This is a genomic window from Bdellovibrio sp. HCB-162 (assembly GCF_047344985.1).
In the GTDB taxonomy this organism is placed as follows: Bacteria; Bdellovibrionota; Bdellovibrionia; order Bdellovibrionales; family Bdellovibrionaceae; genus Bdellovibrio.
The window spans coordinates 2,263,887-2,288,117 of sequence record NZ_CP178861.1; the positions used below are offsets into that span (position 1 = coordinate 2,263,887).

General features: G+C 45.2%; 13 protein-coding genes. 8 read left to right on the forward strand and 5 right to left on the reverse strand.

What is annotated here, in order from left to right; all coding sequences use genetic code 11:
- The first annotated feature begins 249 nt into the window (after positions 1–249).
- A complete protein-coding gene (locus ACLSSO_RS11145; RefSeq protein WP_413942829.1) occupies positions 250–1,008 on the forward strand; it encodes a DUF4423 domain-containing protein in 759 nt (252 codons plus the stop codon).
- On the forward strand, positions 1,001–1,711 hold the full coding sequence (locus tag ACLSSO_RS11150; RefSeq protein ID WP_413942830.1) for a hypothetical protein: 711 nt from the start codon (positions 1,001–1,003) through the stop codon (positions 1,709–1,711). Before ACLSSO_RS11145 ends, ACLSSO_RS11150 begins: the two co-directional genes overlap by 8 nt.
- Here the strand turns inward: ACLSSO_RS11150 and ACLSSO_RS11155 are convergent.
- Together ACLSSO_RS11155 and ACLSSO_RS11160 are read right to left on the reverse strand one after the other, a co-directional pair.
- Entirely contained in the window at positions 1,677–2,027 is a 351-nt protein-coding gene (locus ACLSSO_RS11155; protein ID WP_413942831.1) for a KH domain-containing protein, read from the reverse strand. The genes ACLSSO_RS11150 and ACLSSO_RS11155 overlap by 35 nt on opposite strands.
- A 247-nt stretch (positions 2,028–2,274) precedes the next feature.
- A complete protein-coding gene (locus tag ACLSSO_RS11160) occupies positions 2,275–6,900 on the reverse strand; it encodes a tail fiber domain-containing protein (RefSeq protein WP_413942832.1) in 4,626 nt (1,541 codons plus the stop codon).
- Positions 6,901–7,374: 474 nt separating this feature from the next.
- Between ACLSSO_RS11160 and ACLSSO_RS11165 the strand changes: the two genes are divergently transcribed.
- Positions 7,375–8,091, forward strand: coding sequence for a hypothetical protein (locus ACLSSO_RS11165; protein WP_413942833.1), 717 nt, complete (start codon positions 7,375–7,377; stop codon positions 8,089–8,091).
- Between the two features lie 41 nt (positions 8,092–8,132).
- Here ACLSSO_RS11165 and ACLSSO_RS11170 read toward each other — a convergent pair whose 3' ends face one another.
- Together ACLSSO_RS11170 and ACLSSO_RS11175 are read right to left on the reverse strand one after the other, a co-directional pair.
- Positions 8,133–10,724, reverse strand: a complete 2,592-nt coding sequence (locus ACLSSO_RS11170; protein ID WP_413942834.1) for an RCC1 domain-containing protein — start codon at positions 10,722–10,724, stop codon at positions 8,133–8,135.
- 15 nt (positions 10,725–10,739) lie between these two features.
- Positions 10,740–17,606, reverse strand: coding sequence for a hypothetical protein (locus ACLSSO_RS11175; RefSeq protein ID WP_413942835.1), 6,867 nt, complete (start codon positions 17,604–17,606; stop codon positions 10,740–10,742).
- A gap of 364 nt (positions 17,607–17,970) precedes the next feature.
- Here ACLSSO_RS11175 and ACLSSO_RS11180 point away from each other — a divergent pair, with 364 nt between their 5' ends.
- The 3 genes from ACLSSO_RS11180 (at position 17,971) to ACLSSO_RS11190 (ending at position 20,027) form a co-directional block, all read left to right on the forward strand.
- Complete coding sequence (locus tag ACLSSO_RS11180; RefSeq protein ID WP_413942836.1) at positions 17,971–18,771, forward strand: TIGR02147 family protein; 801 nt, start codon at positions 17,971–17,973, stop codon at positions 18,769–18,771.
- Entirely contained in the window at positions 18,768–19,529 is a 762-nt protein-coding gene (locus tag ACLSSO_RS11185) for a DUF4423 domain-containing protein (protein ID WP_295905597.1), read from the forward strand. Before ACLSSO_RS11180 ends, ACLSSO_RS11185 begins: the two co-directional genes overlap by 4 nt.
- Before the next feature lie 117 nt (positions 19,530–19,646).
- Positions 19,647–20,027, forward strand: coding sequence for a KH domain-containing protein (locus ACLSSO_RS11190; protein ID WP_413942837.1), 381 nt, complete (start codon positions 19,647–19,649; stop codon positions 20,025–20,027).
- Between the two features lie 6 nt (positions 20,028–20,033).
- Here the strand turns inward: ACLSSO_RS11190 and ACLSSO_RS11195 are convergent, their stop codons facing one another.
- Positions 20,034–21,557, reverse strand: coding sequence for a hypothetical protein (locus ACLSSO_RS11195; protein ID WP_413942838.1), 1,524 nt, complete (start codon positions 21,555–21,557; stop codon positions 20,034–20,036).
- 294 nt (positions 21,558–21,851) lie between these two features.
- Between ACLSSO_RS11195 and ACLSSO_RS11200 the strand changes: the two genes are divergently transcribed.
- Together ACLSSO_RS11200 and ACLSSO_RS11205 are read left to right on the forward strand one after the other, a co-directional pair.
- Complete coding sequence (locus ACLSSO_RS11200; RefSeq protein WP_413942839.1) at positions 21,852–22,646, forward strand: outer membrane beta-barrel domain-containing protein; 795 nt, start codon at positions 21,852–21,854, stop codon at positions 22,644–22,646.
- On the forward strand, positions 22,643–24,148 hold the full coding sequence (locus tag ACLSSO_RS11205) for a tetratricopeptide repeat protein (RefSeq protein ID WP_413942840.1): 1,506 nt from the start codon (positions 22,643–22,645) through the stop codon (positions 24,146–24,148). Before ACLSSO_RS11200 ends, ACLSSO_RS11205 begins: the two co-directional genes overlap by 4 nt.
- The last annotated feature ends 83 nt before the right edge of the window (positions 24,149–24,231 follow it).

Below are 24,231 nucleotides of genomic sequence, written 5' to 3' on the forward strand. Positions count from 1 at the left end.
TCCACCTCGCAATACATAACGGTGTTTTTGACTGAACTTTGAAGAAAACATTCCGATTTGTTACACGATTCTAACTTTACGAGTCTTTTTGTGTTGCTCCGTCCATCAATCGGGTGAGCGCAACAGGCCCACTTACCTGTAAATAAATTACATTGGTGCGACTAATTCCATGAATTGCGCTCCTACTAATGTCGGAGCATTTGACTCAGTTTACCTCATGCCTTACGCCCTTGGTGGTACTGAGGGGATATGGAATTTTCCGTTTTTTTAAAAGAGCAACATGAACGAAGACGGCTGCGAAATCCGCAATACTCCTTGCGCGCATTTGCTAGGGATCTTGGAGTGTCTTCGGGGCGCCTGACCGATTATTTATCAGGGAACACGATTCCTAGCGAAAGCACTCTGCAAAAGCTTTCCTCTTCTTTAGCTCTCTCTTCTCTTGAAATGGAGTCCGTAAGGGAGCTTTTAGAAAAACAAAAGTACATGTCTCGCGGTCAGGGTTTCGATCGCCAACTTACGGAAGAGGAATTCAAACAGGTTTCTGACTGGAGATGCTGGTCTATCCTTTCGCTTTTTAAAAGCAGCGAATTTCAACCTGAAATTTCATGGATTGCTCAAAAAACAAAATTCTCCGTTCAAGAAGTTGAAGAACACATTCGCAACTTAGAAAATGCGGGTCTCGTTAAACTGACGGAGTACGGTTACGTTCGTACAAATCAAAGAATCACAACATCTAATGAAGTGCCTTCGCAGGCCATTCGCCAGGCTCATAAGCAATTTTTAAAAATCGCTGAGGCAGCAATGGATAACGTTCCTGTCGATAAGCGAGATATGACTTCGATGACGATGTGCATTTCGTTAGAGAACTTGCCTAAGGCAAAAAGTTTAATTGCCGAATTTAGAGCCAAATTGAGTGAGCTTCTTGAGAGTGGTCACACGACAGAAATTTACAATCTTAACGTTGCCCTTTTTCCGGTTTTACCGCAGGACTCTTATGACAATGAATAAGTACGTTTCTACTCTGCTTGGAACATTAATACTTTTAACAGCAACGTCTGCGCATTCACGCTTAAGACTTGGCGACGAGATTGGAAATGGAGGCGGAGCTCTTATTTGTAAGTACGACCTCGTTGGAGTAACCGAAATTCTATTTTACGATGAATACGAAGCTAGGTTTCGCTATGACTATGACGTAACGCGCTCACCGGGAGACATGACTCCACAAGAAAGTGCCGTGGCCTTTTTAGAAAGTATCAAAAAATTCGATCCTGAACTATTTGAGATTGCAGCTGGTTATGCAAGATCGTTTATTGGTGACGCTGCTTTATTGGTTGATAGCCGCTTTTTAAATACAACCGATATTGGATTTGGATTTCTTCCTAGCAACTGTCAATATATTCAGCTGATTATTCAAAAGCCCCCCGTGTTTCCGGGAGACCAGAGATACTGGGTGGACTTTGATCATTGGCAGTTACTAACGAACAATCAAAAAGGCATCGCCATTGTTCATGAGGTTCTTTATCGCCATGCTCGGGAAACAAATCCTGACATGTCTTCGTCTGAGGGACTTCGTCATTTTGTCGGATTGATCATTTCCAATCGCGTATCTAGTTTGTCACAAGCTGAATATAACAAGTGGAAGCGTCTGGCAGGAATTTTGGACAGCACCACCACCGCTAATCCCGTGGAGCGTAATACGGAATTTCAATAATGGCTCTCATTCCATGCATTGCCATTATCGATGAAATCACGACTCGGAGAGCATTGATGCAACGACCTTTGGTGCCGATCAGCCTTCCAATGGATTCACGACAACAGTCAACCTTAAAGACAGTTGTTCTTGCTCCCACATCATAGGTCACGCGAACACTCGACGGAACGTCAACGATACTTTTGATGATGGATTCTAACAACTCACGGGTTTCTTCTCGATGATCCAATTCACCTTCGGGTGGTAATTCTTCTGTTTGAGCGGGCTCCGAAGCTAAATTACTTTTGCGAACCATCTTAATTACTTTTACTTCCATCGATGACCTCTTGAAGAGTTTGAGTATCACTCGAATTATCGTATGTAATTTGGGATTCCTGAAGAAGACTCTGATTAAAACCCGCTAACCGACAATGTTTCCGCTCCTCTTTTTTTAGGAACACATGAAATGTATGTTCCCGAGCGCCAGGGAACAGCGCTCCTTGTTTTAAAGGAGCACTTTCAATTTCGGCAAATAAAATTTCAAGTGATAATTTGCGATTTCTTAGATCTTACACGAGCGAAAACTACTGACAGAACTGATAGCTAGAATCTTTTTTGCACAATTCTGATTTCATCATTTGATTCTGATCTTTCAAGGACTGAACTTCCGCCTCTAGAGAAGCAAGGTCGGCCTTTTGTTCTTTTTGAGAATCCATTAACGACAAAACGAGTGCATAAATTTCTTTAGTCGCATTAACCAGCATGTAAGAAAAACCACTATAGTTAACGACTTTAATCTCTGTTTCTGCCGTATCCCCTGGATGCATTTTAACTTGGCGAGTTTCTACAAGTTCCGGTGCTACCTTTTCAAATTCTTGCGCAATAACTCCCAATCGATCGTGGGTGTCTTCTCGGTTTTCACCTAAACCATTGTACTTATAATAAACCGGACGAACTCCAAGGACTTCATTCAGTCCTAAAGAAAAACTGCGAATGTCTTTTTTGAGACGGATATCGGAAGCACAAGTTCCGCTTGTACCACCGTTATAACTCACACATCCTGTCGCAGTAATATTCCCCGACGAAGCCATGGACGCAGCCTGCACGCCGTTCTTACCGACTGCAACCGTACCCTCCGCATAAATATCCCACGTATGAATGCCGCCTCCCCATCCGCCAGGCATTGAAGTCAGACCAGCTCCCGGTGGAGTCACTGTCAATGTCGTGTCAGGCGCATTCGTTCCTACACCAATACTTCCGTTAGGATCGATAAAGAAGCGGCTTTTATTCGCGACGTTATCGTGGATATAAAAGTTTTGCGCGTTGTTGACGGAGGCATCTACTCCCATTTCAAATGTGCTTGTCGCATTTTGCTTAAACTGAATGGCACTGCGACGATCTGCTGTATTCGCTGTGGCGATAGTCAGGTAGGTCGAGGTGGTTCGGCTGTTTCCAGCAATACCCGATCCTATACCTAAATTTCCAGCCACTTCCATTTTGACACCGGGTGTACTGGAGCCCACGCCGACATTGCCATTAGGGAAGGTGACTGAGGAGATTGTGTTAGCAGAACGAGTTGCAACAATGGCGGGAGTACTAGCACTCAACGCATCGTTGACAGTCTCTAATTGCCAAGTAGAGCCACCTGTCGCTCGCGCGCGCCAGTACTTGTTATCCGCTAATGAAGAGGAACGATACCAATATAAATACGGTTCACCAGCCCCGGGCTGTTCGATGGTGATACTTCCCGTCGGTCCCGAGATTCCGGAGCCAAGAATATGCAGCCGTGAAGCCGGCGTCGCAGTCCCGATACCGACGTTGCCCCCAGAAGCAATAGTCATTCTCGTTGCACCACTCGTTTCAATGTTTATATCATAAGCATCGTTTGTTCCTAAAGTTGCTGTACCAGCAAAACTATTTCCACCATTAGCAAAAAATCCAGTTGCAGAGTAGTTCGTGCAACCCATAACACCTGCAGCATCAAAGGTTAAAAGCTGTCCTACGGAACAGTTAAATGCCGCCACTGTCGAACCCGTGCCATCACTTGCAAGAAGTCGGTTGGCAGTAAGGGAAGTGACACCTGTTCCACCTTTGCTTACCGGAATTGTGGGAAGCTGAGAGGTCGCAATCGTTCCGCTGATATCTCCGAATCCCAAAAGGGCGTTGACCCAATTGGTTCCGTCGTATCTCAAAGTTTGCCCCGCTGCATACGCCACAGGAGCGACACTTTTACCTTTGATTTTATCAACGCTGGTTGTGCTGGATGTGCCGCTGACATCTCCAGAGAATGTCGATGACGTTCCAAGTTTACCATTAAACGTATTCCAATCTGTGGAACTTAAAAAACCATTCGTCGACGTATTTGCCTGAGAAATGGTGATATTTGGAGTTAAGCCACCGCTGGAAGATAAAGGCGCACTGGCCGTTACACTTGTCACACCATTTGACCCTGCTCCGTCACCGATTTTAACCCACGCAGCTCCTGTGTCTCGATAGAGCGAATTGTCATCAGAACCGATATAAAGTCGACCTGCTGTTCCCGCTGCTGGGCGAGACGCCACGGTTCCCGTTTGTACACTTGGAGTTCCGCCGACATTAAGGATTGAATCCGTAATACCGTAACCACTCAGAGTTGTTGGCTTGCCAGTTGTGATTTTACTCCAATCAAGTGCAGGAATATCTGTCGCCGATAATGTTGTTCCTGTGGTCACACGTCCCTGAGCATCGGTTGTGACTTTTGTATATGTACCAGCCGTGCCTGTATTTTTAAGAGTGGCAACGCCGGTTGCCGACATCGTTACGTCACCACTGAGCGCTACAGGAGCGTATTGAATTGTTCCGTCATAAACTAAAAATTGCGCCGCTGTTGGAGCTGTTGTCGAAACCGTTTTGCCTTTAATTTTATCAACGCTTGTTGAGTTGTAGTTTCCCGAAACGTCTCCGCTGAATGCCGTTGCTGTTCCTAGTTTATTGTTAAATGTATTCCAATCTGTTGAAGTCAAAAGACCCGTTGTCGAAGTGTTCGCTGTTGGAATTGCGACGTTGCTCGCTGCTGTTAAACGTCCTTGCGCATCGACTGTAAAACTTGGCACTTGCGTTCCTGAACCGTAGGAACCTGCAGTTACCGCTGTATTCGCAAGAGAAATCGTTCCTGTGCTTGTGACGGGACCACCCGTTAATCCCGTACCAGTTGCAACACTCGTGACCGTTCCGCCACTACCACTTGAAGAACCCACAACATCCCAAGAAGCTCCGTTGTCACGATAGATTTTAAAAGTATCTGTGGCAACATACAGACGTCCTGAAGTTCCCGCCGCACCTTTTGTTGCATCCGTTCCGGATTTAATACTCGGAGTTCCACCCGTATTTTGCACGGCATCGGTCACACCATAACCACTAAGAGTTGTAGGTTTTCCCGTTGTGATTTTACTCCAGTCGAGTGCTGGGATGTCCGTCGCTGATAATGTTGTTCCTGAAGTCACGCGACCTTGAGCATCGGTTGTGACTTTTGTATATGTGCCCGCAGTGCCCGTGTTTTTAAGCGTGGCAACGCCGGTTGCTGACATCGTCATGTCACCACTTAACGCCACAGGAGCGTACTGGGTTGTTCCATCATAGACTAAAAACTGCGCGGATGTAGGATCTGTTGCTGAAACTGAAATTCCTTTAATCTTGTCGACACTTGTTGAATTGTAAGTGCCAGAGAGATCTCCACTGAAGGATGTCGTCGTACCAAGCTTTCCGTTAAAAGTATTCCAATCTGCGGAAGTCAAAAGACCTGTCACGGAAGTGCTTGCCGTTGGAATCGCCACATTGCTTGCGGCCGTCAAACGTCCTTGGGCATCTACCGTAAAACTCGGAACTTGTGTTCCCGAGCCGTAGGAACCTGCTGTCACTGCAGTGTTCGCAAGAGAAATCGTTCCGGTCGTCGTGATCGTTCCACCAGTGAGTCCAGTGCCCGTCGCGACACTTGTGACAGTTCCGCCAGCATTGTTGTCGTTGGCCGGAGCCCACTTCGTTCCGTCGTATTTTAAAATCTGTCCCGCAGCCAATCCCGTCGTATCAACGTTAACACCTTTGATTTTGTTAACGGAAACAGCTCCAATACTTCCACTCACGTCCCCGGCCACTGAAACATTGATGGGCTGACACTGGAAAGAACCTGAAACCGAATTCCAGTAAGGAGTTTCATAGGCGGCACAGTTTGCACTGCCCACGGCAGAGTTGAACGCAGCCACAGTGTGATAGTTATTCAAAGTTGAATTTAGATTCGTAACATCACTGATCGCAATCGCAGAGCCCAACCACTGAGTTCCGTCATATTTTAAAAACTGTCCGTTTGCAGGAGCGGCATTTGAGATCGCGACTCCCTGAAGTTTGACAACAGAAGGATTGGGATAATTTCCGCTTAAATCTCCACCCGCTCCGCCTGTGGGCGTGCGAGCGTCCGTAAAGCGCGAGTCATTTCCTGCAGCCACCGTGCCCGCCGTCGTTCCCACATTCAAAGTGAGTTGCGGTGTGGATGTTCCATTGGCGACAGAGATATAAGAATTCGCTGATGTCACGGAAGTAACTGTTCCTCCGGAGGCTCCTGTCACAGCTGCGCAAGAGAGAGCCGTTCCGTTCCAAGATAAAAATTCGTTCGCGTTACAAGTGGGCACTGTCGTCTTCAGTAAGAAATCACTCGCAATATTCGTTCCCAGTTTTTGCGCTGAAGCTGCATAGGCAGAATAAGGAACAGAGCGAATGATGTTGTCTGGAGAAATCAATCTCCATCCACTGCCATCGTGGAATTGCGCGCGCAACAACCGTCCGTCTGTATTAATCGGAGCGTAAGTGCTGGAACCATCAGAACAGGTGTATCCACTACAAGCGCCGCAAGTGAATGTCGCTGAATTATTAAAAGCATCAAGAACGGTTGTGCCGCCAGCCAAAGGATAGTTGATCGTGCCCTTACCGATCGGAACGTCAAACACGCCTTTAGAATTAGCCATGTTAATGCCCGTCACATTCTCCTGATAGATAACGCACTGACCGGAAGGATCTGTAATTTGAAAAATAAAACTGACGTTGGAAAACTCAAGTGGAGTGCCGTCGGATTTTAAGATACGACCTTGATATGTCAAAGCGGATGGAGAAGCGTGAAGAGGCACTGCCCATAAAAAAACAATCGCACTTAGCAGAAGGACGTTCCGGATAAAGTGTTCCATGTCTTCCTTATCGGAAGATTCTTAACCGATGTTTAACATCCAACGCAAAACTATTCGTATTAACTCATTAGTAATCTAGCTTGTCTCGTAATGAGACAAGCTAGACCGCTTAAACTTAAAAGGGCATTCACTTAAGAATATACGAACCCCAAGCGACTCTCCCCTCAAAGTATTCTAGACAAAACTTGCCCATGCAAATTCATCGCAATAGATCTAATCGTGGAGCACTCGCTTCCACACTGCACACCTCTTGATAAATGTTCTGACCAATATGAGAGCGAAGCCGTTCCAATTTTCGACTCTGTATTTTTTGCTCCCGTACAATTGGGATCGTTGAGTCTTTTTTGTGTAGAAGAAATTTTCGTTTTCAAATTCTTAAACAGCTCAATCAAATTTTTTTTAGCCAACGTCACCACGATGTTATGCAAGCAAGTGGCACAGCACATGCTTGAATGTTCAGTGGGGGTATTCAAGATGACACAGTCTAAATTAACTCATTCTCTTTTTGTTGCTGCGCTTTTCTTCGGAAATTTGGTGCACGCTCAAACTCTTTCTTTAAATTACCCAATAGGTGGCGAAACCATCATGGCTGGAACCAACCCTTCCACCTCTGGTTCATCCTGGGAGACGACATATATTCTCTATAGCTGGAGTAATTTCACGAACACACCTATTGCCTTCGACATGTACAAAGGCAGTCAAATGGTCAGCCGTGTTCAATCGACTTATATATCGTTAGGTGGTTCCATGACGGCACACTGGGTTATTCCAGCGTGGCAAGAACCTGGTGCCGATTATCAAATCAAAGTTGTGAATTTAAATGATTCGTCAGTTCTTTCTCAAAGCGGCGCCTTTTCTATTGTAGCTCCGCCCGTTCCCACTGTGAGTTGGATTTCACCGACCGCAGGGAAATGTTTTAAAAGATCAGGGAAAAACCCTCTTATTTATATGCAATGGTCAGCGGCTGGAGAGTTTGCGACTCTTCGACTTCCCGGCACGATTGAAATTCTAAAAGGCGAAACTGTTTATAAGACGGTCGTTGAAAATAGCTGGAATGCTCAACTTGTTTTAAGCCGTATTTCAGAGATGATTCCGAAAACTATGCCTTTGGGCAATGACTATAGAGTTCGTATCAGAACACCTTCAATGGGTTATGAGTTTGTCAGTCCTTACTTTGGGATCTGCAAGTAGCCCCCGCTCGGGGGCTTTATTCTGGTGGGTGCCTTTGTTCTTTAAGGTTGTCTTACCCGGGGAACGTATTGAGGAAAAAGAGCGTTCATAGAATCCATACTTCCTAGGCGACCGTTAGTAGTATCGCCCCAGCACTTCAGAACTCCTCCCATCGTAATTCCACAGGTATAACTGCTTCCTCCGGAGATACCAGAATAGCCGGTCCCACTATCAATGACTACCGGTAAACTTTTACTAACTGAAGTTCCGTCGCCTATTGGACCATAAAAATTATAGCCCCAACATTTCAGAACTCCTCCGGTGGTAATTCCGCAGGTATGATCAAATCCTGCTGTAATACTGGAATAACTAGTTCCACTTTCAATGACTACGGGTAAAGTTCTTTGTGTTGAGGTGCCGTCTCCTAACCTGCCATAATTATTATTACCCCAACACTTTAGGACGCCACCCGTGGTAATTCCGCAGGTATGTCCCCCTGTACCGCTGCCATTGCTGGAACCGGCGATGCTGGAATAAACGGTTCCACTATCAATCACTACTGGTAAATTTTTATTAGTTGTTGTTCCATCACCTAATTGGCCATAATTATTGTAACCCCAGCATTTCAAAACTCCTGTCGTCGTAATTCCACAGGTATGGCTTCCTCCGGCGGAGATGCTAGAATAATTTGTTCCACCATCAATCACTACCGGTAAATTTTTATCAGTTGTTGTTCCATCTCCCACTTGACCATAAATATTATAACCCCAGCACTTTAAAACTCCCGCCGTCGTAATTCCACAGGTATGGCTTCCTCCGGCGGAGATGCTAGAATAATTTGTTCCACCATCAATCACTACCGGTAAATTTTGATTAGTTGTTGTTCCATCTCCCACTTGACCATAATTATTGCGACCCCAGCATTTCAAAAATCCCGCCGTCGTAATTCCACAGGTATGGCTTCCTCCAGTGGAGATGCTGGAATAAGTGGTTCCACTATCAATCACTACTGGTGAAGATCTTTGAGTTGCCATACCATCTCCCAGTTGACCCGAACTATTAGCACCCCAGCACTTTAAAACTCCCGTCGTCGTAACTCCACAGGTATGGCCCCCTCCTGCGATGATGCCGGAATAACCTCCACCATCAATCACTATTGGTGAATATCTAAACCTTGCCATTCCATCTCCTAAATTACCGGAATTAGAACCCCAACACTTTAGAATTCCGCCCGTCGTAACTCCACAGGTAAACCCACCCCCTGTCGTGATGCTGGAATAACTGGTCCCACTTTCAATCACTACGGGTGTAGTCTTAGCAATTGTCGTCCCATCTCCCAAACTACCACCCGAATTCCCTCCCCAGCACTTCAGAACTCCGCCCGTCGTAATTCCACAGGCATTTACCTTTTCGCTGACGCGAGAATAAGTAGTCCCACTATCAACCACTACCGGCAAACTTCTATTAATGGTTGTCCCATCTCCCACTTGACCATCGAAATTATACCCCCAACACTTCAAAACTCCCGCCGTCGTAATTCCACAGGTGGTAGAATCCCCCACAGTGATTTCTGAATATTTTGTCCCACTATTAATCACTACAGGTGAAGTTTTATCAACTGTCGTTCCGTCTCCCAGTTGACCAAAACCATTGTCGCCCCAACATTTCAAAACTCCCGTAGTGGTAATTCCGCAGGTATGATAGGCTCCCACATCGACGCGAGAATAACTTACTCCACTGTCAATCACTATTGGTGAAGTTTTACCGATTGTAGTCCCATCCCCCAATCGTCCCTGACTATTTCCGCCCCAACATTTCAGAACTCCGGCCGTCGTAATTCCACAAGCATATTGTTGCCCTGCTGCCACACTGGAATAACTGGTCCCACTATCAACCACTACTGGTAAATATCTTTGAGTTGTCGTCCCATCTCCTATTTCACCCTGACCATTCGAACCCCAACATTTCAGTACACCACCTGTCGTGATTCCGCAGGTATGAGAGTTTCCTCCCGCAACGCTGGAATAGCTGGTCCCACTGTCAATCACTACTGGCGTACTTTTATAATTTGTTGTTCCATCTCCCAGTTGAGCAGAAGCATTCTCATTCCAACAAAATAATGTTCCGTCGGAATTAATAGCACAGACATGCATAGTCCCAGCCGAAACTGCCGTCACTGTCTTATAAGGAGTTGTATCATCGTCAATGATAGCTTGAGTTTGCACGTTAGCTGCACCTAATGACACGTTGGTACTCGCCGTCGTCGTTCCTTCTAAAGCTATTCTTAAAAATTTCTCTACTTCAGCCACTGCATTTTGCTGGAGATTGTAACTAACACTAAACGACGTGGCGCCTTTGGGAAACACAAAGGAACTGCTAGATAGAGAGTTATAATGCACACCGCTCACTGCGGAGCCTCCCACCAAATACAGAATCGTCATATCTTTACAGGCTGGAGATGAAAGCTGTGCCGTGAAATTTACGGCAATACTGTCCTCATTACTTATTATCGCAGGATTTGCGATAGTTAATGTATTTGCAGAACAAGAATTGACTGCCAACAACTGGTTAAAGATCTGATTAGTTATAGGCCATGCTGGTTGAAAACTTATTGTTAAATAAAGAAAAATAGTTTTAACGGCAAAACGTTTCATTTTTAATCCCAACTATTATTGAAACCCTGAAGACCAAGTGACATAACAGCGCCAAGTGCTGGCAACATAAATTGTAGAAACCCCATAAATCGTTTGTGTACCACTGGTGGTGGCTGCGTTCGCCGGATTAAAATAAGTATTACTACAACCGGTAAAAGTATAAGTTCGTGCCGTGGTATCAGAAACTATAATTGTGTATGTCCCGCCGTTCACCATATTTGACAATGCGATAGTAGTTCCACCCACTGACTGCAATAGATGTGTGTTACTCAAAGATAGATCCACTGCTCCACCTGTTGCGACGACATTGGTCGCCGTCGTCACTGCGCCATTTACAGCGAGTTTTGATCCTGGGCTAGTCGTCCCTATACCGACATTGCCAGCGGCATCAATTCGCATACGTTCATTTACGTCGGCACTGCCGCCCGTATAAAATCGCAAATTTCCTGAAGCGTTGTTCGAAACCACAGCAAGGCCTGCAGAGGAACTTGAAGTCAGAGCCGTACCACCTGTCTTTGCCGCCCCAGAAGCAGTATAACCAATGCTATATGCTTGAATGCTGATGTTTGCAGCTGAGGAACTTGCGCCCAAGCTCGCAACTCCGGCGGTTCCAGTACTTGGGTTGTAGATATAACTCGTTTCAATCCCGTTGCTGCTTCTCTCAAGATGTAAAAGAGCACCCGGAGTTGCCGTCCCGATACCGACGTTACCGCCAGCCACATTATAATAAATATTACTTCCTGAAGTCGTCCATTGAGATCCCGATGGTATCGCCGAGTTACAGATGATTGATCCCGTTCCATCAGAAGTACACATCGAGTTGTTCGTTATACCACTCACACCAACCAAAGGAACACTGCCTGAAACTGTACCTGTGTTTTGAATTGCCGCAGTACCAAGACCAAGATTTGATCTTGCGGCAACCGCTGTGGTCGCTCCTGTACCGCCACCTGCAAGTCCCAATGTTCCAAATGCTGGTACGCCAGCTCCTGCAGAAATCAACGCTTGTCCTGAAGTTCCTGCTGCTGTTGTCATGGCTTTAGAACCATCCATGTACAGGATACCGCCAGCAGTTACGCCAAGAGATCCGTTATTTGTACCACCACGAGCGATCGGTAAAACTCCTGTTGTTAATTTGCTGACGTCATGATTTGGAAGCATAGTTGTATCAAGCAAACCACCCGCATCAAGTTTTGCAATTTTACTAGCGTAGGTAGCACTTCCACCGACAGCTGATGAGTTTAATGTCAAAACTGGAGTCGTTGTTGTCGTTGCAACAGAAATATCTGTATTCGCACTTGTCACACTCGTCACAGTTCCGCCACCACCAGAAGCAGCAATCGTGATTCCTCCAGCAGAGTTCGTCACTGTAATTCCGGAACCTGCTGTGATGTTAGCTAAAGAGAAGCCAGTTCCGTTACCAATAAGAAGTTGGCCATTTGCCGCATTGGCGTCAGGGTAACTTACAACTCTCTGTCTTGCTGGTGTACTATTTGTCCAATACAAATTTGTTCCGTTACTTTCAATATTTCCACTGACTGGAGTCGTGACCAAGGTTCCTGCAGGAATTCTCATTGGTGAAAGTGTCGTTGTGCCAGTTGCTAACGTCAGCATGCCTGTCATTGTACCACCGGAAGTTTGCAACGCACCCGGTGCGGTCTGCGCCTGACACGCGAAACCGGCCGCTGTCCACGTCGGAACGTGTCCTACTGTTGAACAAGCAAATTCATAAAACTTATTCGTGCTATCCACCATGGCAAATCCAGTTGTCGCCGTATTCACACCCGTGAAATTCAAATCAGAACCGAGAATAGTTCCATCTAAAATCTTTCCAGTTGTTACTGCATTCGCAGCAATCGTTGCGGCAACGGATCCAGGGCCCGTCGCAGTTACATCACCCGTCAATGCCGTGACATAATTTCCTGCAGGTTGTTTCGTATTAAACGCGTCGTAATCTGTTTTACTTAAAAGACCGGCCGTCGTTCCTGCCGCTGATGCCATTGGAATATTCAATGTGTGAGTATCGGAGGCTGAAGACCATGCTGGAGCTGCTCCAGCAGTACCAATCGCGAATGATTGTGTTGAACCTGTTTGTCCACCAAGAGATGTTAAGCCTGCGCCAGAAACACCGAGTGCTTTCACAGCTCCATCCCAATATTTAATTTGATTTGATGTCGTGTTATACCAAACTTTACCTTTGTCGGCAGCAGTTAAACCTGCTGGATCACTCGCCAAACTATTCAAACCCAACAAACCTGTCATCACATCACCAGCTTTGTTCACTGGCGTGTAAGTCAATGCTGTCGTTACATCGGCGGCACTGATATTCGCACCCACAGTCACACGGCCTTTAGCATCGACAGTGACTTTTGAATAAGTTCCCGCCGTAACTCCCGAGTTCGCGAGTGTCGTTGTTAATGATCCCGCAGTCGAAGTTACATCACCCGTTAATGCAGGCATACGCGCTGCTGCCAGTGTCCCTGTTGCATCCGCTGTTCCAAGATCTACAGAGTTTTTAGTAGCAAGAGTTCCAAGACCTGTTACATCTGAATTTGAAAGTTGAGCTGCAACCCAATTTGTTCCATTCCAACGGAGTGTTTGTCCTGATGTTGTACCATTTGAAATTGAAATTACCGGAGCCGCGCCTCCTGAACTCGCTAAAGGTGCCGTTGCTGTCACACCAGTCACAGTTCCAGTTCCCGCATTGTCAGTTCCGCAGATCCAACCCGTGCCATTCCATTTTAAAACTTCGTTATTCGCACAAGCCACGTTGTTAGGTTTATAAGAAAGATATTGTCCCGCTGCTGAAGAAACACGGTCCACGCGAACGTTATTAACCGTCACCGCACCTAAGTTAGTGATAACGGCATCACCTGACATGGTTTGCGCCACAGCTGCATTTGTTCCATCACCGATCCAAATTTTTCCATTCACAAGCGAAGGTAACAATGGTGTCGGAGCCTGACATGCCCAACCTGTTGCTGTCCATGTGGCTACATTACCAGTCGTTCCGCAAGCGAAATCAAAAAACTTTCCTGTGCTATCTTTTATAACTAGGCCTGACGTTGCCGTGTTGACTCCACTGTAATTGAGATCGGCACCTAAAATAGTTCCGTCTAAGATTTTTCCTGTCGTTACTGCATTCGCTGCGATTGTTGCCGCTGCAGAACCAGGACCTGCTGCTGTTACGTCACCAGTCAATGCCGTGACATAGTTACCTGCAGCTTGTTTTGCATTAAATGTATCGTAATCCGCTTTACTCAAAAGACCCGCTGTCGTTCCGGCCGTCGACGCCATTGGAATATTCAATGTGTGAGTGTCAGATGCTGAGTTCCATGCCGGAGCAGTTCCCGCAGTGCCCACTGCAAATGATTGTGTTGAACCCGTTTGACCACCAAGAGAAGTCAAACCAGCGCCAGAAATACCCAAAGCTTTGATGGCAGATCCATCCCAGTATTTCACTTGGCCTGTTGTCGTGTTAAACCACGTTTTACCTTTATCAGCAGCACCGAAGCCAGAGGTCAAAGTTGTTTCAGTCGCATTTGTGTAATTACCTAAACCAATGGCTCCAGTCATGACGTCGCCAGCTTTATTAAGCGGTGTGTATCCCAATGCCGACACTACATCTGCAGAACCGATATTTGCACCAACAGTGACGCGACCTTTGGCATCGACAGTGACCTTTGAATAAGTTCCTGCTGTCACTCCTGAATTTGCGAGTGTCAATGCGCCCGTATTTGAAATCGTTGCATCCCCTGACATAGTCACAGGAGTCGCTGTATTAGAAGCGTTACCCACGAGGATTTTACCATCAGCTAATGTCGAGCTTTGCGCATCCGTGATACCGTAACCCGCAAGAGTTGTCGGCTTCGCTGTAAGATCAGAGAAATTAAGCAAAGTGTTGACCCAATTTCCAGCGGCACTGTCATAACGAAGAACTTGGCCTGTGGCATAGGCACTAGGAACGACAGCCTTACCTTTGATTTTGTCTACGCTCATTGTGCTGGATGTTCCACTCACGTCACCGCTGAATGTGGAAGAGGCACCAAGTTTGTTATTGAAATTCGAATAATCCGTATTTGAAATCGTACCAGCAGTCACACCAGCCGTAGATGCTGACGGGATGCTGAGTGTATGCGTGCCACCTGACGAAGTGAAACCATAGGATGTTGCAGAAGAAACAGGAGCAAGACTTTGTGCACCCGTCGTATCTCCATTGATAGAAGTAACACCTGTATTCAGAGTTTTCCAAGTTCCGTCACCGCTGAGATACTTAGTACTATCCGCTGTTCCGGAACCTAATCTTGCGACATCAAGAACACCACTTGCAATTGCAGAAGCATTCAGTGAACCAATAGCCTGGCAAAGAAACTTATCTGTAATCACAGACCACACCATGGCTTCGTTTGCAGCACAAGGAGAAGTCGGAATCATTTGCGTTCCACCCCAAGCATTGCGAATGTCTTGCATGCGCACGTACTCAGGCTTCCAGGTGTTTGTATCCCACAACATCACTTGACCATCTACTGGAAGCACGTTGGAGACATTGCGACCTTGGATCTTTGCGACAGTGGGATTAGGATAGTTGCCGCTCAAATCTCCCCCAGCAGCACCACCAGGAGCCGTGCCCGTGATAGTAACGTTACCAGCTGCAGTCAAACGACCTTGAGCATCTACAGTGAACGTTGGCACTTCCGTTGTAGAACCATAGCTCCCCGGAGTCACAGCCGTGTTTGCAAGGTTCAAAGTAACAGACCCAGAAGCTCCTCCACCATTAAGACCTGTTCCTGCAGTAACACCAGTAATCGTACCGCCTGAACCACTGGCAGAACTGATCAAGTCCCATGAAGAACCGTTATAGCGATAGATTTTTTGTGAATCAGTTGCCACGAAAAGATCACCCGTTGCCGGAACCCCAGGTTTCGCAGAATCTGCACCAGACGAGATCTTCCCAACACCGCCACCATTTGCGACAAGGCTGTCAGAAATGCCGTAGCCACTTAAAGTTGTCGGTGTGCTTGAAATTTGCGACCAAGGAATATTTCCTGTGATATCAGTGGAAGTTAAAGAAGCACTTCCTGATACAACACGCCCTTGAGCATCCGTCGTCACTTTATAATAAGATCCTGCAGTGCCTGTGGCTTTAAGACTCAATACGCCTGAGTTGCTCAACGTTGCATCACCTGACATTGTCACAGGAGCTGCCGTATTAGAAGCGTCCCCCACGAGGATCTTACCATCAGCTAATGTCGAGCTTTGTGCATCCGTGATACCGTAACCTACGAGAGTTGTCGGCTTCCCTGTAAGGTCAGAGAAATTAAGCAAAGTGTTGACCCAATTCCCAGCGGCACTGTCATAACGAAAAACTTGACCTGAAGCGTATGCACCAGGAGCAACGGCTTTACCTTTGATCTTATCTACACTTATCGTGCTGGATGTACCACTGACGTCACCACTGAATGTTGAAGCTGTTCCTAATTTATTATTAAAGTTCGTATAATCAGAATTTGAAATCGTACCCGCAGTCACTCCACCTGTAGAGGCTGAAGGAATGCTTAATGTATGTGTGCCACCTGCTGTCGTGAATCCATAAGAATTTGCAGAAGAAAGTGGAGCAAGATTTTGAGAATTTGTCGTATCACCATTGATACTTTGGACACCAGTCCCTGCAACGCCGACAACAACGGCAGACGTTCCATTCCAATATTTAATTTGATTTGTTGTGGAGTTATACCAAACCTTACCCGTATCCGCCGCCGTCAATCCCGTTGGATCAGCGGCATTGTTTGATAAGTGCAAAGATTTATTTGCCGACATCGTCATATAACCGATGTTCGTCAAGTTATTGCTATTCATATCAATAGCACCACTCATCGTTCCACCGGCAAGAGGAAGCGCATTAGTCGCAGAACCCACTGTCAAAGTACTTGGAGATGTACATTTCCAACCCGTTGCCACAGTCCAAGTAAGAAGTTCTCCGGCAGCACAGTCCAAATGAGTTAATGTTGCACCCGTCGTTGAATCCGTTGAAACCAAACGATTCACGCCAGGATTTGCGAAAAGCTTGGCTGTTGTCACTGCACCGTCTGCAATCGTTGGATTTGGATAAGTTCCCGTAAGATCACCACCCGCATTTCCCGTCGGAATACGCGCGTTTCCAAAACGAGGGTCATCACCGGCAGCGAGAGTGCCCGCTGTTGTTCCCGTTGTTACACCTACAGTCACATTGTTTGTGCCCGAAACAGTAACGGGACCGCTTCCTGCAACAGAATTTACGACACCGCTCACTGTTGAACCTGTCACGCACGTGAGGTTTCCACTCACCGTCGACAATACTTGTCCTGCGGCACAACTAGGAATATTTGTTTTTAAAACGAAATCCGTTGGTAAATTATTTCCCAGTTTTTGAGCAGACAAAGAATATCCTGCGAACGGAACAGAACGAATCACGTTGTCTGGGGAAATTGTTCTCCAACCACTGCCATCATAGAATTGCACTCTTAAACGGCGGCCATCACCTGCAGCAGGTGGATAATTCGCAGAAGTATCTGCGCAAGTATAGGTACTGCCAACAACAGAGCAAGCTCCGCAAGTGTACGTTCTATCATTATTAAAAGAATCCAAAACGGAAAAAGATCCACCCAGAGGATATTGAATCGTGCCATTTCCAATCGCCACATCAAACACCCCACCCGAATTCACCATATTGTAGCCAGAAACTTGTTCTTGATAAATCACACACGAACCCGCCGGATTCGTGATCTGAAAAATAAAGCTGACGCTGCTGTACTCTAACGGAGTGCCATCTGTTTTAAGAATCCTACCTTGATACGTGAGAGCCGTCGGAGCACCCCACGAAATCAGGGGAAGAAAAAGAAACATTATTAAACTGCTGGTAGTTACGAACCGTTTGTGAGTTTTCATACATTCTCTTTCGGTTTGTGAGAATAAATGCAAAAGGAATCGTCAGTGATATCTGAATCCATGTCTGTGGGATCACTCGTCTTAAGTTAAGACCTAGTAATCCGATGGGAGTATTTTTTATTATGCTCCCAATATTGCGGGAGCACGTCAGCTAGTGAGACGTGCATGAAGAGCGTTACCACCTTTTCGGGGGACTCTCGCTCCCATTGCACCAGGAGCGATATTGTGAGGAAGCCTATAGTCCACTTTTGACAATAATTCTTACGGATTCCTATGCTGCACATAACGATAAATCAGGAAAATAGAAATTGAGAAAACAGTAATGAACTACACCGTGGACTATCTTCGTAAATGGCACAGCAGTATTCGCTCTAAAAATCCGTCATTTTCATTACGAGCTTTTGCCAACAAGCTTGGTGTCTCTATCGGAAGACTTTCTGAGTATTTTTCTGGAAGCCGCCAGATTACTGCAGCCGCAATCGAACAAATTATTGAAAACATCAATGACAATACCATTGCAGCCGAACTTCGCGAATGTGTCGCAAAAGATATTAAAGCGCGCAATGGGGAACTTTTCCGCGAAAACATTCTTGCCGATTCAACATTTGAACAAATTAAAAATTGGCATAACTTTTCAATTCTCGCCCTTATCGGAACAGATGACTTCAGACCTGACCCTCAGTGGATCGCCCATCGATTGCACCTGGATATTTCCATAGTCCACGATAGCCTGCAGAACCTAAAAAAACTGGGAATTATTTCCGACGATCAAGGCACCTATAAAATTTCATCCGATTGCCTAGTCGCCGCAACAACGACGCCCAGCTTGTCAATGCGAGAGCATCATCGACAGATGTTCATGCAAGTTGCAGAAAGAATCGGCAACCTTCCTAAAGGAATGAGTGACGTGAATTCCATCACTTTGTCAGTACGCCCGGACAAAATTCCTAAGGCCAAAGAAAAAATCCAGGCTTTTCTCATCGAGATGGGAGAACTCTTAGACATTGCTCCGCGCACAGAAGTCTACGGACTTTGCATCGGTTTAGTCCCTTTAAGCCGAATTGATGAATGCAACGACACACTTAAAAAGTCTCACAGCATTAAGGACACAGTAAGATCATGAACTTATCGACATTACTTCATAATGAGTTTGAAAAAAGAAAAAACAGAAATCAACGTTACAGTATCAGAGCTTTTGCAAAAAGTCTCGAAATGGAAGCCGGTGCCTTGCTTCGGCTTATGCAAGACAGGCGGATTGCAAAGGATATAACCGCAATCTCGATTCTAAAAAAACTCGAAACTCCGTTGGAAGTTCAGTCGCTAATCCTCCGGGAGCTTGAAAACCGCCGAAAGATGAATAAGAAGAAAATGTTCGTTCCTCACAAGAAAGTCTTTCCAATCCATGAGTTTGAAGACCATATGGACATTCACCATATTCATGCCTTGGAAGCGCTAAACCTTCAACAATTCAAGAAGACACATCAGGTGCCAGCTCTTGCTTCCGCTCTTCGTATTTCACTCGATGAAGCGACCAATATCATTGATCTTCTGACAAAGCTCGGAGCCATTTCCGTTCTCGATGAGAATTTTGCCGTTGCTTACAAAGCTTTTTCGGCTGTTCCTTATGATTTTCCCAGCGAAAAACGCAAGATGCTGCAAAAAGAATTCTTAAAAAAAGCACAAGAAGCAATCGATCTCTTCCCTCCCGAGTTACGAGAGACAGACATGCTTTCTATTCCCATCTCCATCAAAGATATTGAAAAAATTAAGATGATACTGAAACACACCTATTCTAAAATTCATAAGATTTCCGCAAAGAGAACCAAGCACAGCCACCTTTACAATCTTTGCTTGGCATTCTATCCAGTAGTGGTTCCGTGAATAATTCAGCTCAATTAAGCATGTTGCGAGCAAGTTCCTTACAGCAACGCTATTTTCTTTTTATGCTACAACATTAAGAATATTTCGCGTTACTCTTCAAAGAGGAGAGAGTTTCAAATGACGATGAAAGTTCCAGAAGTAATTCGCAGACAGGCTAAAAGAGAAATCGATCCTCTTCCGCCAGAATCAAACGCGGCCATCTTACGTTTGGATCAATCACAAGATATTGTCAGAAAAAAAATTCTGGATATTGTCAATGCGGCACTCAAAACGCTTGTTGCTTCTCCTGATGATACACGTGCGGAAATTCAAACTGGTGAACGAACGACAATCTATTTAATTAAAACCATCCAACCCGATTTCGGTCGTATTCTTGGGTCCGGAGGAAAAACCATCAACTCATTAAGAACATTGGTCACGGCGATGGCTGCGAATCAAGGAATTCGAGCCATCGTTCAAATTGACAATGAAGAACAGTACTTTTTGGGCAATCGATAAATCGATTCATGGAGTGATCGTCAAGGGTAAACTATACTCAGAGATATTGCCCGCCACATCCACCGCTTGAATTCGGTATGTATAACTCACTCCGTGCTCCACCTCGAAATCATCAAACTCAGCATTTGTCGCAGGCAGTATTGTATGAGTGATTCCATTACGCTCAATAATATAACGTTGGACCACTTGATCGTCCGTTGAAGCAGTCCACGATAAATGAACTCCGGTTCTGGTAACCGCTCGGCGCCCCTTACCAGACGTGACTGTTTTCATAGATGCCTGCAAATTCCTCGGTACCGAAGGAGCCGTCACATCTGGCAGAATCGCTTCCACATGGATATTTGCATAAGTGGAATCACGCGACACCAATTGAACTTTTAAAGTGCCACTTGAATTATACCATGTCTCTCCAACTTTGACAGTTCCAAGGAGATCAGATTTGGTACCTAACCCGGCTTTATGAATGCTTACGCTGTCTAGATACTCCTCACCTAAGACGGAGTCAAAACCGAGACCGCGACGATATGAAATAAAATAGGAATCCACAGTCCCTGAAATGGGAACCTTTACGGTTTGAAGATCATTAATGTCTTGCTCTATGTGTGCCAGTTTGTAGTCTGCAACACTGCCAGGAAGATCACTCATAATAGCGATTCTGGATGACGGAATCCAGCCCATGGCAATTTTGTGAAAGGAATTATAGTGAAACGGAGTCGAAGGATTGGCCATGACATCAGAGAGGTCACCATATTCAATTGAACCTCTTGAGGCGTGATCCATTCCAAGATTATGTCCAAGTTCATGAGCATAAACCATCGTCATATCACATCCCTCGTTGTTGATGAACGATTTATCCCCACCCATGTAGGCGACGCCAGTCCACAAGCATCTCAAGGAGTTTGGCGGAAGCACATACATTCGGCGCTGGTAAAGGTTTAAATTGTAACCGGCTCGTGAAGCCATAGCATCAGCGCTGGAGGAAATCGCATCCAGATCACAATAACTAGGAGCATTGATCGTTATAGCATCAGTCACGACTCCTTGAACGCTCACCTTTCCGAATGAATTTTCTTGATAGAATTTGTTTACGGAGGATCTGCTATTGAACATCAAATTTTCAACTTGAGACTTTGAACACCTTTGAGGTGAATCCGGAAAATTGAGCATGATCACGATCGCATTTTGAATACCGGTAGCAACCGTCCCTGTAGAAGAAGACGACGTCGTGGAGTCGGACGCGAGAAATGCCAATGATCCGTTCAGTACACTCCCATCAGCTGAGCCTACAACTTCAACCTGACTTCCCGTTTTTAAGTCTTCCGGAATGACACCTTTTAATTTGAGTCGATATTTTCTGGGAGATTTTCCTCGACGCTCACCGTGGAACTCATAGATGGTTTCCGATTTAGCATGGGAAAATGATTCCGTTCGGATGACGTCAACCGACCCCGTAAATCGCTCTTGTGAACTCTTGGCAAACGAATTTTCCACAATAAATAAACCTACCGTTAACAGAAACAACTTAGTCATAACCCCGCCCTTTTTTGATACATATCCAAATAAGCAAAGAAAGTTCCAAGTCAGCTGCTCTATGATTAAATCCAAAACATCGCATTGATTAAAACTCAGTCGAAAAATTTAAAAGCAACAGTGCATCTCGCTGAAATTTTATAGGCATTGTTTATGGCTGATAAAAACTTGGACATGACTAAAAGAATCAATGACGTTGCTTGCTTTATTTATGGCCATTGCAAGCAACGATATGACGATTCCCAGACTCTGGCAGTGTTGCCAAACAAAATACAAATTGTTGAAGTTGTGTCTATGAACTTACTTCGTATTCAGATATTTCTTTCCGCGGTTTTGTTCCTACTTCCAACAAAATCTATGGCGCAGAACGCAGCAGAGTCTGAACAAAAAGACATCGATTTCGTTGAGAAGCTTTTAGAAACAAAAGCCAACGAATTCAAAAGTGCGCCATCCAAATCCTTCGAGCCTAAGCAAAAGACACAGAAGGCTGAGTACACTTCGGTTCAATCCGAAAGTTTTTTTTTAGATCTTGCGACAATTCAAAAAAACTATATGCCTAAAACAAATAGGATTCATTTAGGCGCCGGATTTACTCTTCTTCCCTCGGACGTTTTTTATCGCACAATCGGCTTAAATCTAAAAGCAAGCTATCACTTCACGGAAACCTGGGGGGTAGAAGCATTCGGATACCTTTTCACTTCACAAGCCCGTGATGAAGTGAACAAGCTCGAATCCGTTCAGAAGCTTTCAGTAAAAAATCTAGTGTCCCTTTCCGCTTTTTATGGGCTCAACCTGTACTTTAACTCTATCTATGGCAAGACCGCCCTTCTTAATTATCGCATCATTCCTTTTGAAGTTTATCAAACCGTCGGTCTCGGTAAAGTTCGCACTCATGATGATGAAGAAACAACCAGCTTTCAAGTTGGTATCGGAGATATCTTTTCTCTTTCGAGATCTTCTGCCTTACGAATAGATCTCAACTGGGCATTTTACAATGCCCACAATTATCTTGGTGAAGAACAAGCATCGAACTCTCTCTTTTTGACAATCAGCTATGGACACTTCTTCCCGGAGCCAATCTACCGATGAAAAAAAATATCATTATTTCACTTATTCTTTTGGGTAGCATCCCGGCTTGGGCTCAATCGCAAAACAAAAATCAGGATTACCGAAAAGCCGCCAATCAATTTTATAAAGTTATTTTTTCTTCGCAAAGCACCGCGGAGGAAAAAATGAAAGCTCGATTCTATCTGGCTCAATCTCTTTTTAAACTGAAGCTTTATCAGACCGCCGCTTTTCCTTTTATTGTTGTAGCACAGAATGCGCCTCCAAAGCCTGCCCAAACCGCCTTTGAAAACCTAGTAGAAATTTCAGAACGCCTTAATGACACGAGTCTCCTGGACTTCACGCTGAAAAAACTTGATTCGCAGAATCTGAATGAAATTGCCAAGGATCTTTACTTAAAACGTATGGCTCAAGCTCTCATACGCGAAGGTAAATTTGACGAAGCGCTCAATTTTATTCAGCAGGCTTTGCAACTTAAGTCCGATAGTGATGAAGCTTTATATACTGCCGCACTTATTCACTTGAAACAAAATCGAACAGCTCAGGCATTGCCCTATCTGGAAAAACTCTACAACAAATATTATCAGAGCCCAATCACAGATACACAAAGAGGCCGCGCCGCTGTCGCTCTAGCGCGTGCCTATTATCAAGCAAAGCGTTGGAATGATGCCCAGGCGTTGTACCGAGAAATCCCCAAAGATCACCCTCTTTATCGTGAATCTCAGATGGAATTGACTTGGTCTCTATTTCGCGCAGGGAAATTTCGGAGTGCGATGAGCACGGTACAAACTCTACACACGCCATTTTACGAAAACTTTTATGATCCCGAGTCCCTGATTCTGCGGACTATTATTCTTATCTTCGTCTGCCAAAATGATGAAGCCGAGAAAGCTCTCGAAAACTTTCAAAAAAACTACACCTCGGCCTTCTCAACTCTTTCTGATCTGAATAAGTCTACCGAGACGCCTCAGTTTTATTTTTCTCAAATCGAGGAGGCACAAAAGTATTTGAAAGACATTAAAAGTGGAAAACGTCCGAACTATAAAGGACGTCTGCCGTTTTTTATCGTAAGATCTCTTTTAGATGTGCCGCCACTTAAAAACAAGCTGGATTACATTGAGCGAATCCAAGAGGAAAAAAACCGTGTTATAAAAATTTTTAATCGTCCTGAGGATACTACGCTCCGCAAGTACGCCCTCAAAATCTTGGACTCGCGTCTGGCGAACGGCTCAAAGAGCGCTGGGGAATCACTTCGCTATGCGCTTTACAATAAAGAACAGGAACTGGCGTTATTTACTGGTGACATCGGACTGTTGCGCTATGAGGTTTTGAATGGGAAGAAACAGGCCGCCCGCAAAGAGTATATCAGACGAGTCAACAACTCCTCGTCTCAAATCAACGCGAGTGAGACGCGGGACTTCTATGTAAAAAACGGTTATCGCTATTGGCCTTTTGAAGGAGAATACTGGCGCGACGAAATCGGCAACTATCAATATTTAGGAGTAAATCGCTGTGTGGAAGAATAGTTTTATCCTGATTTTTATATTGACCTTTTCTTTAGACGTCTGGAGCCAAACGAAGAAAGAGCCTGTCTCTGAAACAAATAAAA

Excerpts from the sequence above, each read along its gene's own strand:
- ACLSSO_RS11145 (WP_413942829.1), top strand. The coding sequence starts at position 250 with ATGGAATTTTCCGTTTTTTTAAAAGAGCAACATGAACGAAGACGGCTG.
- ACLSSO_RS11150 (WP_413942830.1), top strand. The coding sequence starts at position 1,001 with ATGAATAAGTACGTTTCTACTCTGCTTGGAACATTAATACTTTTAACA.
- ACLSSO_RS11155 (WP_413942831.1), bottom strand. The coding sequence starts at position 2,027 with ATGGAAGTAAAAGTAATTAAGATGGTTCGCAAAAGTAATTTAGCTTCG.
- ACLSSO_RS11160 (WP_413942832.1), bottom strand. The coding sequence starts at position 6,900 with ATGGAACACTTTATCCGGAACGTCCTTCTGCTAAGTGCGATTGTTTTT.
- ACLSSO_RS11165 (WP_413942833.1), top strand. The coding sequence starts at position 7,375 with ATGACACAGTCTAAATTAACTCATTCTCTTTTTGTTGCTGCGCTTTTC.
- ACLSSO_RS11170 (WP_413942834.1), bottom strand. The coding sequence starts at position 10,724 with ATGAAACGTTTTGCCGTTAAAACTATTTTTCTTTATTTAACAATAAGT.
- ACLSSO_RS11175 (WP_413942835.1), bottom strand. The coding sequence starts at position 17,606 with ATGTTTCTTTTTCTTCCCCTGATTTCGTGGGGTGCTCCGACGGCTCTC.
- ACLSSO_RS11180 (WP_413942836.1), top strand. The coding sequence starts at position 17,971 with ATGAACTACACCGTGGACTATCTTCGTAAATGGCACAGCAGTATTCGC.
- ACLSSO_RS11185 (WP_295905597.1), top strand. The coding sequence starts at position 18,768 with ATGAACTTATCGACATTACTTCATAATGAGTTTGAAAAAAGAAAAAAC.
- ACLSSO_RS11190 (WP_413942837.1), top strand. The coding sequence starts at position 19,647 with ATGACGATGAAAGTTCCAGAAGTAATTCGCAGACAGGCTAAAAGAGAA.
- ACLSSO_RS11195 (WP_413942838.1), bottom strand. The coding sequence starts at position 21,557 with ATGACTAAGTTGTTTCTGTTAACGGTAGGTTTATTTATTGTGGAAAAT.
- ACLSSO_RS11200 (WP_413942839.1), top strand. The coding sequence starts at position 21,852 with ATGAACTTACTTCGTATTCAGATATTTCTTTCCGCGGTTTTGTTCCTA.
- ACLSSO_RS11205 (WP_413942840.1), top strand. The coding sequence starts at position 22,643 with ATGAAAAAAAATATCATTATTTCACTTATTCTTTTGGGTAGCATCCCG.